We start from the raw sequence: 13370 nt of genomic DNA, 5'->3' as shown, positions 1-13370 counted from the left end.
CCAAACGACCCATAGGGAGCTATGAACGATCAAGGCGCACCAGTCCTCTACGCCATCGTCACCGGGGCACCGCCTGCCCGCGATATCGACAAGCTCATAGACCTTGCGCAGGCGGACGGGTGGGACGTGTGCGTCATAGCTTCCCCCGAAGGCAGCCGGTTCATCGACGCCGACGCCCTGGAGACCAAGACCGGACACCCGGTACGCAGCCGATACAAAGACCCGGGCACCCCCGACCTGTTTCCGCCCGCCGACGGCATGATCGTCGCGCCGATCACATCGAACTCGTTGGCCAAGTGGGCCGCCGGTATCTCCGACACGCTGCCGCTCGGCCTGCTGGTGGAAGCGGTCGGCAAACGTATGCCGGTCGTAGCCGTTCCCTCCACGAACTCGGCGTTACGAAGTTTCCCCGCCATCGGCAATGCCATCGCCAACCTGTCCGAGTGGGGCGTCACGATGGTCGCGGGTGAACCGCATTCACCCGGTGCGGGGGAAGGGATTCTGAATGGGTTCCCATGGGCGCAGGCATGGGCCGCACTCCTGGAGCATCCGTGGCTGGCGGTCGACTCGGAGCACGACACGCGAATCTGATCACGGCACAAGAGTCGATAAAGACTTGGAGGGTCCGCGATGAGCGAGTACTCGCGGTGGCGGGAGATCCGTGGGGAATTTGTGGAGCGGGCGGGCGGGGAGGAGGCCGTGGCCGCGGGGAAGGAAGAGCTGCTGGCGGATATGGTCGGGCAACGGCTGGATGAGGCTCGGAGTTCGCGAAGGATGACGCAGCAGCAGGATTGACCGATCACCCGGCGGTGAACCAGGTTGGGGGTTGGGGCGTGGTGTTGGTGTGGCCGGTGTGCGGGCGGTCGCTTGGGCGCCGGTGATCGGAAAACCCTATACAACATCGGAATTCGATGCTGCTTACCTCGAAGGGGTGGGTGGTTATGGCTATTGCTGCTGGTGGCGTGGTGACGGGAGATGTTGAGCGGGGGGAGGTTTCGCTTGGGAGGAAAGTGGCGGCGGAGGGGGTGGGGACATTTTTGCTGGTGTTCGGTGGGGTGGGGACCGCCGTTCTGGCAGGGTCTCGGGTCGGGGCGTTGGGGGTTTCGCTGGCGTTCGGATTTACGCTGTTGTGCCTGGCCTATGCGCTCGGGCGGGTGTCGGGGTGTCATATCAATCCTGCTGTGACACTGGGGCATTTGCTCTTGGGGCGGATACGCGTGGTCGCCGCGGCGCTGTATGTGGCGGCGCAGGCGGTGGGGGCGCTCGTGGGTGGGCTGTTGGTCTTCGCCGTCGCGAAGGGGTTGCCGGATTACCGGCGGGATACCGATGGGCTGGCGGCCAATGGGTGGGGTGAGTACGGGCCCCATGCGGCGGGGAAGGACGGCTACGGGCTGGGGTCGGTCATTGTGGTCGAAGTGGTGATGACCGCGCTGCTGGTGCTGGTCGTGCTGGCGGTGACCGACAAGGTGGCCGATACCGCGTTGGCGGGTGTGGCCATCGGTTTGACGCTGGCGTTGACGAATCTTGTTGCGATTCCGGTGGATAACGCGTCGATCAATCCGGCGCGGAGCCTGGCCTCGGCGCCCTTCCAGGAAGACGCCTGGGGGCAGCTGTGGGCGTTCATCGTGTTCCCGCTCATCGGCGGGGCGATCGGCGCGCTCGCCTACGCCGGAATCTTCGGCGCGAAGCGCAACGGCAGGGACTGAGAGAAACCGTGAAAGTCCGGCCGTGGACCGGACTTTCACGCAACTACACGGTGAAGCCGGTGACCCCGTCGACGACGCGGGTCAACTGCTCCTCGGTGAGCCCCGGCCACAGCGGCAGCCGCACCAGCGTCGAGGAGAACTCCGCGCTGCGCACACACGGGAACGGCGTGCGGCCGAGCTTCAGACCGGCGGGGGAGGAGTCCAGCGGGATGTAGTGGAACGGCGCCACGATGCCCAGCCCGGACAGATGCCGGATCAGGTCGTCGCGGCGGTGCTCGGTGGGAACCCGCAGGTAGTACAGGTGCGCGGTGTGGTCGCGATCCGACGGCACCGACATCAGGCGAACGTCGTTGCGCGCGGCCCAGTCCGGCAGCGCGGCCGCGTAGTGATTCCACACCCGATGCCGATTCGCCTGAATGGTCTCGAACTCCGCGAGCTGCGCGTCCAGCACCGCGGCGTTCAATTCGCTGGGCAGGTAGGAGGATCCGATGTCCTGCCACGAGTACTTGTCCACCGCGCCGCGCAGGAACCGGGCCCGGTCGGTGCCCTTCTCGCGAATGATTTCCGCACGCGCCATGAGGATTTCGTCGGTGAGCAGCACCGCGCCGCCCTCACCGCAGTGCACGTTCTTGGTGTCGTGGAACGACAGCGCGCCGACGGTGCCGATGGTGCCCAGCGGACGGCCCTTGTAGTAGCCGCCGAGCCCGTGCGCATTGTCCTCGATAATGGCGAATCCATGCGAATCCGCCAGCCGCTGTAGGCCTTCCATATCGGCGGCCACACCACCGTAGTGGATCACCATGACGGCCTTGGTGCGCGGCGTGATCACCCGCGCCACCGATTCCGGATCCAGATTGCCGGTCTCGGAATCGATATCGGCGAACACCACGGTCGCCCCGCGCAGCGCCATGGCCGTCGCACTGGAAGTGAACGCGAAGCTCGGCACGATGACCTCGTCCTCGGGCCCGAGTTCCAGCAGCAGCCCGGCCATTTCGAGCGCGTGCGTGCACGAGGTGGTCAGCAGCGCGTACGGCGCGGCCGTGATCTCGCGCAGCTTCGCCGTGGCCGACGCGGTGAACGGCCCGTCGCCGTGCGAGTGGTCCGAGGACAGCACCGCCTCGATGTTCGGCAGCTCGCGCGCGGCGCGGAAGGGGCGGCTGAAGATGATGCGGTCACTGCTCACGCGCGGAGATCCCCCTGGCTGCCGGTTCGAATTCGGAGTCGTAACGATCGTCGCCGCGCAGCTGCTGCGGCCGCGGCGTCGGAGTGTCAACGGTCAGATACAGTGGCTTGCCGACCAGCACATGCAGTGCCACGCCGAGGTATTCGGCGATCAGGCCGAGGGAGAACAGCACCGCGCCCGAGCACAGCAGCAGCACCGTCATGAGCGAGGCCCAGCCCTCGGGGTCGGTGCCGCTGTCGGTCAGGGCGTGGTACACCACCCACCCCGCCATGCCGAGCCCGCCCAGCGCCAGCGTCACGCCTAATAGGCTCACCAGACGCAGGCCGCGAGTTCCGCTGCACAGCACCATCTTCCAGAACAGCGAGAACAGCCGCCGATAGTTGTAGCCGGATTCCTCGCGGCCCTCGGCGCGCAACTGCACCGGCACCTGCGCCACCTCGCCCACCACCCAGGTGAGCGCCACATCCAGGTACACGCCGTTGGAGGCGACCTGCGCCAGCTGCCGCGCGATGTCGCCGCGGATCAGCCGGTAGCTCTCGAACCGGGTCGAGTCGGGGAAGGCGAACAGCGTCGCCAGCACCAGCTTGGCCCCGCGCGAGGTGATATTGCGCAGGAATCCGTGCGGCCGGGTGTTGACCGGCTTGGAGTAGACCAGATCGGCGCGCTGCGCCAGGGCGGCGTCCAGGAAGTCGGCGATGAAGGCCGGATCGTGCTGCCCGTCCTCGTCCATGGTGACCGTCCAGTCGCCACGCGCGGCGGCCATGCCCGCGATGGTGGCGGCGTCCTGCCCGTAGTTGCGGCTCAACCACACCACGCGAACCTGCGGGTAGGTCTCGGCGAGCTCCTGCAACACCACATCCGACCGGTCGGGACCGTGATCGTGCACGAGCACGATCTCCTCGACCCGGAAGGTGGCGCCGGCCGGTGTGCTCACCGGCTCGCCCAGCTTGTCCAGCTCACTGACCAGCGAGGCGATCGTGTCCTCGCCGCGGTACACGGGCACCACGACGGAGATGGCGTGCACCCGCGCGGCCCGCTCGGGGCCGGAGGTCACGCTCGGGTCGCTCGCGGAGGTGCGTGCGGACGGAATCGGCATCAGCTGAATGTACTTTCGATGACGGTGTGTGCCGGAACTCGGTGCCCAAAAACAGCGCCTGAGCCGCGCTGAACTCTAACACGCTGGTGGTTCGGGCATTCGACGCGACAACCGAACCAGCTGGTCCGTCACGAATCACCCAACTGTGCCGACGGCCCGCGTAAGTGCCATCGACACCGCCGCCCTGTAGGGTCTGGAACTCGTGGTGGAGAGCTCAATTTCCAAGGTGGTCGGGGCCACCGAATCCGGACCGGGCGCGAAGGCGGAGCGAGGCCCGCGCGGCCTGAGCGCCGATCGACGCGCGGTCTACCGCTGGGGATTCATCACCGCGATCGGGGTGACCCTCGGCTACCTCGCCGTCATCCTGGCCAACCCCCGCCACTTCTTCACCGACGACACCGAATCCCAGTACACCGGCCTGTGGGTCTTCTTCGGCCGGGCCTTCCGCGACGGCCACTTCCCGCTGCTGATTCCCGAGCAGTGGATGACGGGCAATTACACCAATGAGGAAGCGGGACTGTTCAACCCGCCGCAGCTGCTGATCGATTTCATCGCGCCCTCGGTGCCGAACCTCGTGGTGTACGCGACCATCGTGAAGCTGATCTACGCGATCATCACCGGGCTCGGCGTGTACCGGGTGTGCCTGGTGTACGGCGCGCGCCCGCAGTGGGCCGCGGTCGCCGGTGTGGCCATGCCGTTCACCGGATTCTTCCTGTTCTTCGACGAGGCCAGCTGGTTCACCGCCATGGCCGGGACCGCGTGGATGATTCACGCCTGGGCGTCCTCGGAGCGCTATCTGCGCGGGCAGGGCGGGCCGATCCCAGTCTTCGTCTACCTGTATCTGGCGATCTCGGTGCAGTACGTGTTCCCGGCCGTCGAGGCCGTGCTCATGCTGCTCGCGGTGGCCGTCGGATATCTGGTCTGCCAGGGCGGCGCGCTGCGGACGCGGCCGCGCGAGTCCTTCGCGCCGCTGCTGCGCCTGATCGCCGCCGCGGTGTCGGCGGGCCTGGCGGGTCTGCTCACCTTCCTGCCGTCGATGCTGTCGGCGCAGGTGACCGCGCGGGGCAACTCGCAGATCAATAACGACCAGTTCCTGACGGTGCCGTGGTCGGAATCGCTGAACCCCAGCCTGCCCACCACGCTGCCGGCCTTCACCTCCTGGTGGGGCTACATCCAGCCGCTGCCCATGACCTACATCGCCTGGTTCCTGATTCCGGCGCTGGCGTTCGTGGATTGGAAAGCCGCGCAACGGCACTGGAAGCAGTTCGTCGCCATCGCCCTGTTCGCGCTGATGGCCCTGATGTGGACGGCCGGACCGGGCACCGTCGGCCCGCTGCGCTGGCCCGCCCGCGTGCTGCCCATGCTGGCGCTGGGACTGCTGGTGCTGGTGTGCGTGCTGCTGGGCCGCTTCGGCACCCTGCGTGACCGCCGCAAGCGCGTCATCGCGGCGCTGGTGCTGGTGTTGGCGCTGTGGGTGCGGACCTTCTCCGCCGACCCGCACGATGTGCTCTGGCATCTGGGTTCCGCGGCGGTGGTGATCGCGGTCGGGCTGGGCGTGGTGTGGCTGGGCCGCACCCGCGGCGTCTCGGCGGCCACCGCGCTGGTGATCGCGGCCATGGTGCCCATCGCCTGGTTCCAGGTGTGGTGGGTGCAGCCCACCCCGATGTCGTGGAATCTGCCCGCCAACCGCAACGAGGCCATGGCCGTGTTCCCGAAGTTCGACGGCGGGACGACCCTTCAGCTCGCCAACCGCGGACTGCTGCAGCCCGCCGACAAGAGCCTGGACGGCGCGTACGGGTCGCTGGTGTGGGGCAACTACGCCAAACACCTGGAACGCGACGGCTACGTCAACGGGTACACGCCCAACGGCTACTTCTACTTCATGCAGATGCTGTGCATGGAATGGGATTCCAGTGTCTGCCCCGACTCCTACCGGAGACTGTTCGCACCCGAACCCACCACCGGGCGCACGCTGGCGGACCTGATGCTCATCGACCGAGTCGTGTTGCAGAAGGCCATGTTCCCCGACGCGGGCAACCAACCCGCGCCCGAGGGTTGGCATTTCGTGGACGTCCCGGGTCATGAGAAGTACATCTGGGTGCTCGAACGCGACGGCGGCCCCATCTCGACCGTCAACGGCCGCATCGGTGACGCCCACGATGTCACCGCCACCTCGATCGAGGAGACCGACAGCACCAGCACCGTGCGGGTTTCCTCGCAGACCGGCGGGCGGCTCACCTTCGCGCGACTGGCCTGGCCCGGCTACCGCGTCACCCTCGATGGCAAGACGATCCCGTTCCACACCGTGTCGAAAGTCTTCGTGGCCGTGGACATTCCGGCGGGCACCGACAATGCCGAGCTGGAGCTGAGCTGGCGTCCGCCGGGCTGGAAGATCGGAATCGGCAGTGCCGCGGCCGGACTCGTCGGTATCGGGGTGCTGGAGTGGCTCTACCTGCGCACGCGCCGCCGCGGCCGGGGCGCACCGGCCGTCGAACAGATCGACGATCCGGATCGCGGACTGGTGGGCTCGGCGAAATGACCGAGGCGCGCCACTCGCTGACCCAGGACCCGGCCATGGAACAGCCCGAAACCGCCCCGGCCGGACCGCTCTTACGGCTGGTGCGTCGCCAGGAGGTCGCCTTCGCATTGGTCGGCGGCTTCAACACGCTGATGGGGATGGCGCTGACCATCTTCTGGCTCACCGTGTTGAACGGCGTGGTGTCCAAGGACGTGGCCGCCGCGCTGTCGGTGGCGCTGGCGTACGCGGTCGGCATGGTGATCGCGTTCGTGCTGCACCGCACCCTGGTGTTCCGGGTCCGCGGCCACGTGCTGCGCGACTTCGTCGCCTTCGTCGGCGTGAACGCGGTCGGCATGGTCTTGAACATGGTGCTGCTGCAGCTGGCGGTCTCCCTGCTGCACGCCCCCGCCAAGCCCGCCGCGGTCGTCGTCATGGGCCTGGTCGCGGTGGCGAGCTTCTTCGGCCACCGCCACATCAGCTTCCGCCGCACCGATTCCGCCCCCGCGGACGCCGACCGGTAGGTTGTCGGTCATGTCGGAGGAAACCCTGGACGCCACCCTGCTGAGCCTGCTCGCCTGCCCCCAGGACAAGGGCCCCCTGCACCTCGTGCACACCGCCACCGGCGACCCCCTCCTCTACAACCCCCGCCTGCACCGCGCCTACCCCGTCGACAACGGCATCCCCGTCCTGCTCATCGACGAGGCCCGCGACGTCTCCGACGAAGACCACACCTTCTACCTCAGCCAGGCCTGACCGACCGCTCCTCCGCGCGGCTGCGCGCCCGGAACTGCACTATGGTTCCCGGGTGAACAATTTCGGGGGAGTAGGGCCCGTGCAGAATCCGTATGGCCCGGCGGGCTTTTCGAACAATCCATCGGCGGCACCCGGGCCGGGAGTCTCGCCGATTCCGGCCAGGTCCGGCCTCGACATGGTCGCGGGCGGTCTGATGATCCTCATCGCGGTGCTCTTCGTGGTCGGGTCGTTCCTGAATCTGGCGGACTTCCGGTCCACGGGCGATGCCTCGCTCGGCCTCCCCACCTACCACGAGCAGTGGCGTGCATGGACATTCACCTCCGACATCGTGGGCACGTCCGATACCCAGCAGCTGCTCGGCATCGCCATGATCGTGGTGGCGGTGCTGGCCGCGCTCGGCGGCGTGCTGCTGCTGTCCGGTTTCGGGACCCGGTCCCGATTGGTTCGCGCGATCGCGGTGGTGGGCGCGGGTATGTCGGTCGGCTTGGCGGTGACCGTGGTGATCGACGTCTGGTCGGCACTACTGAGCACGGACAGCACCGTTTCCACGACTGTGGGACCGGCCTTCTGGATCTTCGTGATCGCCCTGATCGCCGGCGTGGTCGCGCTGGTCGGTGCCATGGCCGGTGGGAAGGGCACGGGTTCCGCGGTGCCGTTGGACGGTTACGGGCGACCCCTGCGCCGCCGGACCGGCGGACTCGATATCGCGGTGGGGCTGTTGCTGATTCCCCTCGCTGGGTTGCTGGTGGCGGCGTCGTTCTGCCACCAGCTCGGCGGCACGACCATGTGGCGGAGCTACAGCGAGAAGTTCCAATTCCTGGGCGCGCCATTGATTCTAGGTGCGGTGGTGGGGTTGATCGCCGCGATTCTGCTGTTCGTGGGGCACGGTAAGGCGGCGGGATCCGCCAGCGCCGCCGCGCTTTTCGCGATCGGGCTGCTCCTGTCCCTGGATACCGTGGACCAGGAACTGTTCGGCCCCGTCAGCCTCGGCGACCTGGGCGTGGGCACCTGGCTGATCTTCGCCGCGACTGTCCTGGCCCTGCTCGCGACGGTGCTGGCGATGGCCGCATTCGCATCCGCCCCGCGCTATCGCACCCCGTACACGCCTGCCGCGCAACAGCATCCGGGATGGCAGCCGATGGGCGTCGCGCCGCAGGGTTGGGCGCACCGCAGCAACAGGGATGGATGCCGCCGCGGCAAGGGTGGGTGCCGCCGGTCAATCCTGGAGGGGGAGATCGCCGGTGAAATAGCGCTGAAGGGTGGGGCCCACGGTGGCGGCGAGCTCGTCGGCGGGCATGGAGGCGATCGGTTCCAGGTGCAGGATCTTTCGGGTGAGGAACAGGCCCGCCAGTTGGGAGGCGGCCAGGGCGGCGCGTTTGGCACCGGTGCCCGGGGGCGAATCCACGCGGGGCTGAATCTCTTTCAGGACGATTTCCAGCAGGAAGGTGCGGGCCAGGGCCGGGTCGTCGCCGAGGAGGAGGCCGCGGAAGGCCGCCACGACGGGGACGCCGAGGGGGGAGTCCCAGATGGTGACGACCGTGCGCACGATGGTTTCGCCGAGCTCCTCGACCGGGACCGTGCGGAAGCGCGACAGGATGTCGTTGGGGTCGATGGGCAGTTTCAGTGCGGCGGCGAACAATTCGTGTTTGGTGCCGAAATAGTGGTGCACCAGGGCGGGATCCACGCCCGCGGCCGACGCGATGGAGCGGATCGAGGCCTTGACGAACCCGACCGCGGCGAACCGCGTGCGGGCGGCGTCCAGGATGGCCTCCTTGGTGCCGGAGTTGCCGGGACGCCGCCCGCTGCGGGTGCCGTTGGTGTCGGTCATGCGGTGCGGCGGCGTAGGGTGGCCGCGCCCGAACCCAGTGCGACGGCGGCGAAGACGGCGACGATGAGGATGTCGCGCCACATCTGACCGGTGGCTCCGGTGTGGGTGGAGACCTGTTGCAGGGCGTCGACGGCGTAGCTCAGCGGCAGCACATTGCTGATCGCCTCCAGCCAGCCGGGCAGCTGGCCGCGCGGGACCAGCAGGCCGCACAGGAAGAATTGCGGCAGCACGATCACGGGCATGAACTGTACGGCCTGGAACTCGGTGCGCGCGAACGCGCTCGCCAGCAGGCCGAGGGCGACCCCGAGCACGGCGTCGACCACCGCGATCAGCACGACCAGACCCGGACTGCCCGCCGCGTTCAGCCCCAGCAGCCAGAAGGCGACCAGGCAGGCGACGCCCGCCTGCACCGCGGCCGCGATCGAGAACGCGGTCCCGTACCCGGCGAGCAGATCCAGCTTGGCCAGCGGCGTGGTCATCAGCCGTTCGAGGGTGCCCGAAACCCGTTCGCGCTGCATGGCGATCGCGGTGATGAGGAACATGACCACGAACGGCAGAATCCCGAGCATGGTGATGCCGATCCGGTCGAACAGGCGCGGCGCGTGCGGCATGGTCGGATAGTTCTTGTACACGAAATACAGCAGCGTCATCAGCAGCGCGGGCACCAGCACGATCATGGCGACCGTGCGGCGGTCGGCCCGCAACTGCTTCAGGATGCGCACGGTGGTGGCGGTGTAGCAGCCCAGCGGGCGCGGCCCGGCCGGGCGCGCCGCGTGCCGTGCCGAAAAGGTCGCGGTCACAGTTCTTCTCCCATTCGGATGAGCTTGAGGAAGGCGTTCTCGAGGCTGGATTCGCCGGTGTCGGACCGCAATTCGGCGGGGGAGAGCTGGGCGAGCAGCCGACCCTCACGCATGAGCAGCAGCCGATCGCAGTGCTCGGCCTCGTCCATGACGTGACTCGAAACCAACAGCGTCCGACCCTGTTTCGCGAGCGCGTGGAACTGCTCCCACAGATCGGCACGCAGCACCGGATCGAGCCCGACGGTCGGCTCGTCGAGCACCAGCAGCTCCGGATCGGCCACCAGTGCGCACGCCAGCGACACCCGGGTGCGCTGGCCACCGGACAGCTCGCTGCCCCGGTGATCGATATGACTGGTGAGACCCACTGCCGCCAAGGCGGTTTCGACCCCGTCGGGCGAAGCCCCGTACAGCGCACCGAAATACGCGACATTGTCGGCCACGGTCAGATCGTCGTAGATGCTCGGAGCCTGCGTCACATACCCGACCCGCCGCCGTAGCCCCCGCGACCCGGCCGTCTCGCCGAGCACGCTGACCGTCCCGGATTCGATGATCTGCGTGCCCACGATGCTGCGCATGAGCGTGGTCTTGCCGCACCCCGACGGCCCGAGCAGCCCGGTGATGCTGCCCCGGGGCACGGTCAGCGTGATGTCCTGCAGAACCTGATGCCCACCGCGCCGCACCTCGAGGTGCTCGATGGCGATGGCATCGGATGTTGTCGCTGGCGCCGTCACGGTCACCCTCAATTCATCGAGTGTTGAATTCACTACGTGATGAATTGTGCGCCACGCCGCCGCCCGAGGCAAGACCCGGGTGCGTGTCGCGCTCCGGCGGGCCGATCCGGTCGAGTGGCGTCTGACGAAACCATGACGAACCGGACGAGCTCGGCCGGTCCGGGCGTGTTCGGGGGCGCGGACGCCCAGAATCGGGCCCATGCGTGTACTCCTGACCGGCGCGGCCGGATTCATCGGCTCGCACATTCACCGCGCGGCCCTGGCCGTCGGCCACGAGGTCGTGGCGGCCGACCTCATGCTCGCCGCCGCCCACGGCCCGGCCGCCGTGCCCCCGCCCGGCATCGCGCGCGTGGACGTGCGCGATCCCGACCGCCTCGACGAGCTGCTGCGCGGCATCGACGTGGTCTGCCATCAGGCCGCCGTGGTCGGCGCGGGGGTCAGCGCCCAGGACGCGCCCGCCTACGCCAGCCACAATGACCTGGGCACGGCCGTGCTGCTGGCGGCCATGCAGCGCGCGCACTGCCGCCACCTGGTGCTGGCCTCGTCGATGGTGGTCTACGGCGAGGGCCGGTACGTGGATTCCTCGGGCGCGCCGACGGATCCGGCCCCGCGCACCCGCAACGACCTCGACCACGGCCGCTTCGATCACCGCGGCCCCGACGGCCGCCCGCTGACCTGGGCACCGATCGACGAGGACGCGCCGCTGCGACCGCGCAGCCTCTACGCCGCATCCAAAGTGGCGCAGGAGCATTACGCCCTGGCCTGGGCGTCGGCCACCGGCGGCACGGTCACGGCGCTGCGCTACCACAATGTCTACGGCCCCGATATGCCCAGGGACACACCGTATTCCGGGGTGGCCGCCATCTTCCGGTCCGCGCTCGAGGCGGGGGAGTCCCCGCGCGTTTTCGAAGACGGCACGCAGGCCCGCGATTTCATCCACGTCCGCGATATCGCCGCCGCCAATGTCGCCGCCCTCGAACACCCGATGGGCGCGTTCACGCCGCTCAATATCGCCTCGGGCAATCCCATCACCATTGGCGAGGTGGCCGCGATCCTGGCGCGCGCGTGCGGCGGCAAGCAACCCGTGATCACGGGCGACTACCGCGCGGGCGATGTCCGCCACATCGTGGCCAGCCCCGAACGGGCCCGCCGCACACTGGGTTTCGTCGCCGAGACCACCCCCGGCACCGGCCTGGCGGAGTTCGCCACCGCCCCGCTGCGCACCACCGCCGGAGCCGGTGCGCCGACCTGGCGGTGAACCGGTGCGCCGACCTGGCGGTGAATTCGCCCGCGGCGGCTACCAGTTCGTCAGGATCAGGTGATTGATCAGCAGCGCCCCCGCCGCCTGCACCGCGAGCCAGAAGCGCGCGCTGTGGCGGGGGAGCAGGGCGGTGGCGGCCAGTGCCCAGACGTCGAACGGCAGCCAGATGCGTTCGGTCTCGGCCTTGCTCAGCCCGCTGATATCCGCCACCAGGATGGCCACGATCCCCGCGGCCGCCACCACGGCCGCCGGATCCACGTGGGAGCGCCAGCGCCGCAACCAGTGTCGGATCGGCTGCGGGGGCAGCACCTCCAGCTCGACCAGCACCCGGCAGCTCGCCGCGGCGGTGGCCAGTCCCACCGCGCACACCGTCGCCGCGAGATTGCCCCACACCCAGTACGAGTACGGCCGCGTGCTGGCAATGCCCTGGTAGTAGCGCTCCACCACCAGGTGATAGCCGGTGAGCCACCAGAATCCGGCCGCGGCGAAACCCGCCACCACCGCCAGCGCGCCGGCCAGCGCGGGCAGTAGCGGCCGGAACGAGCGCGCCAGCAGCACCGCGGCGGCCGGAACCGCCATCAGCACAAGGCCGTAACTCAGGAACAGGGTGAACCCGAACAGCAGCCCGGAGGCCAGCGCGGTGAAGATCCACCCCCGCCCCAACCGGGTCGCCAGCGCCAGCAACGCCACCGCCCACGCACCCACCCCCGCGAACAGCCCGTCCGCCGACACCGCGATCCAGATGACCGCGGGCATCAACGCCAGGAAAGGCGTTGCGGCGCGGGCCCGATGCTCCGACCCGAGCGCCCGAATCGCGAACGGCACCGCCGCCGCGGCACTGGTCCCCACCAGCAGACACAGCAGCCCGGCCCACGCGCCCCCGCCCAACCCGATCCGGTCCAGCAGCACGAACACCAGCAGCGCCCCCGGCGGATGCCCGGACACGTGCGTGGTCCACGAATCGGGCTGGAAATCCAGGATGCGCCCGGAGAATCCGCGCAGCATGGCCCCGATATCGTGCACGCCGCCCACCTCGTGCAGATACTCGTCGCGGGTGGTGAGCCGCCCCGCGAAGCCGCGCTGCCAGCCGTCGACCATGGCCAGCGCGAACGCCCACACCGCCGCGGTCGCCCAGGTGGCCGCCAACAACCGCCCCCACGACAGCCGTTGCGCGAGCCCGGGTCCGAACCGCACCACGGCCGCCGCGATGGCGAGCGCCGGAATCGTGCCCCACCCGAGGTGCGGCAGCCAGCCGCCGAAGATCGGTGCGGCCCCGGCGTAGAGCTTGTCCCGCCATGGTTTGCCCTCGATTCGCGGAATCGCGAAGGCCGCGAGCACGAGGAGGAAGGCCGCGAGGGCGCAGTAGCCGTCGACGCGGGTGGAGACGTAGCGCGCGACCCTCGTCGCGGAAGCGTTCGCCATGCCGGAAACCCTAGGCCCCGAACCCGCCGGAACTGTCCGGATCGCCATTCTGCCTGCTCTTGTCATACTTTC

The 13370-nt window shown here is 68.8% G+C and carries 13 protein-coding genes; 6 read left to right on the top strand and 7 right to left on the bottom strand.

All coding sequences use genetic code 11. The annotated features are described in order from the left end of the window. The first annotated feature begins 21 nt into the window (after positions 1 to 21). Complete coding sequence (locus VMT65_RS38015; protein ID WP_326313596.1) at positions 22 to 591, top strand: flavoprotein; 570 nt, start codon at positions 22 to 24, stop codon at positions 589 to 591. A gap of 350 nt (positions 592 to 941) precedes the next feature. Beyond that, the gene (locus tag VMT65_RS38010) at positions 942 to 1706 is read left to right on the top strand and encodes an aquaporin (protein WP_326313595.1); all 765 of its coding nucleotides are present in this window, start codon (positions 942 to 944) and stop codon (positions 1704 to 1706) included. A gap of 43 nt (positions 1707 to 1749) precedes the next feature. Here the strand turns inward: VMT65_RS38010 and rffA are convergent, their stop codons facing one another. Both rffA and VMT65_RS38000 read right to left on the bottom strand, forming a co-directional pair. Then, positions 1750 to 2889, bottom strand: a complete 1140-nt coding sequence (gene rffA, locus VMT65_RS38005) for a dTDP-4-amino-4,6-dideoxygalactose transaminase (protein ID WP_326313594.1) — start codon at positions 2887 to 2889, stop codon at positions 1750 to 1752. Then, positions 2879 to 3913, bottom strand: coding sequence for a glycosyltransferase (locus VMT65_RS38000; protein WP_326313662.1), 1035 nt, complete (start codon positions 3911 to 3913; stop codon positions 2879 to 2881). The genes rffA and VMT65_RS38000 overlap by 11 nt, the downstream gene beginning before the upstream one ends. Before the next feature lie 409 nt (positions 3914 to 4322). Between VMT65_RS38000 and VMT65_RS37995 the strand changes: the two genes are divergently transcribed. The 3 genes from VMT65_RS37995 to VMT65_RS37985 are packed head-to-tail and all read left to right on the top strand — an operon-like array spanning position 4323 to position 7256. Next, positions 4323 to 6524 carry a hypothetical protein gene (locus tag VMT65_RS37995; protein ID WP_326313661.1) on the top strand — a complete coding sequence of 734 codons (2202 nt, stop codon included), beginning with the start codon at positions 4323 to 4325 and terminating at the stop codon, positions 6522 to 6524. After that, positions 6521 to 7024: a GtrA family protein gene (locus VMT65_RS37990; RefSeq protein WP_326313593.1), complete on the top strand. Its 504-nt coding sequence runs from the start codon at positions 6521 to 6523 to the stop codon at positions 7022 to 7024. The genes VMT65_RS37995 and VMT65_RS37990 overlap by 4 nt, the downstream gene beginning before the upstream one ends. Before the next feature lie 10 nt (positions 7025 to 7034). Then, positions 7035 to 7256: a Trm112 family protein gene (locus tag VMT65_RS37985; RefSeq protein WP_326313592.1), complete on the top strand. Its 222-nt coding sequence runs from the start codon at positions 7035 to 7037 to the stop codon at positions 7254 to 7256. 285 nt (positions 7257 to 7541) lie between these two features. Here the strand turns inward: VMT65_RS37985 and VMT65_RS37980 are convergent, their stop codons facing one another. The 4 genes from VMT65_RS37980 to VMT65_RS37965 form a co-directional block, all read right to left on the bottom strand. Then, positions 7542 to 7877, bottom strand: coding sequence for a hypothetical protein (locus VMT65_RS37980; protein ID WP_326313591.1), 336 nt, complete (start codon positions 7875 to 7877; stop codon positions 7542 to 7544). A 595-nt stretch (positions 7878 to 8472) separates the two neighbouring features. Further along, a complete protein-coding gene (locus tag VMT65_RS37975; RefSeq protein WP_326313590.1) occupies positions 8473 to 9084 on the bottom strand; it encodes a TetR/AcrR family transcriptional regulator in 612 nt (203 codons plus the stop codon). Continuing rightward, positions 9081 to 9830: an ABC transporter permease gene (locus VMT65_RS37970; protein ID WP_326313660.1), complete on the bottom strand. Its 750-nt coding sequence runs from the start codon at positions 9828 to 9830 to the stop codon at positions 9081 to 9083. The genes VMT65_RS37975 and VMT65_RS37970 overlap by 4 nt, the downstream gene beginning before the upstream one ends. 50 nt (positions 9831 to 9880) lie before the next feature. Next, entirely contained in the window at positions 9881 to 10615 is a 735-nt protein-coding gene (locus tag VMT65_RS37965) for an ABC transporter ATP-binding protein (protein WP_326313589.1), read from the bottom strand. A 199-nt stretch (positions 10616 to 10814) separates the two neighbouring features. Here VMT65_RS37965 and VMT65_RS37960 point away from each other — a divergent pair, with 199 nt between their 5' ends. Beyond that, positions 10815 to 11873, top strand: a complete 1059-nt coding sequence (locus tag VMT65_RS37960; RefSeq protein ID WP_442790395.1) for an NAD-dependent epimerase/dehydratase family protein — start codon at positions 10815 to 10817, stop codon at positions 11871 to 11873. A 39-nt stretch (positions 11874 to 11912) separates the two neighbouring features. Here the strand turns inward: VMT65_RS37960 and VMT65_RS37955 are convergent, their stop codons facing one another. After that, a complete protein-coding gene (locus tag VMT65_RS37955; RefSeq protein WP_326313588.1) occupies positions 11913 to 13298 on the bottom strand; it encodes a hypothetical protein in 1386 nt (461 codons plus the stop codon). Positions 13299 to 13370 lie beyond the last annotated feature (72 nt).

The organism is Nocardia sp. CDC153 (genome assembly GCF_035818515.1).
Taxonomy (GTDB): domain Bacteria; phylum Actinomycetota; class Actinomycetes; order Mycobacteriales; family Mycobacteriaceae; genus Nocardia.
The sequence above is the reverse complement of the archived record's forward strand: the minus strand, read 5'-3'. Positions and strand labels throughout refer to the sequence as shown.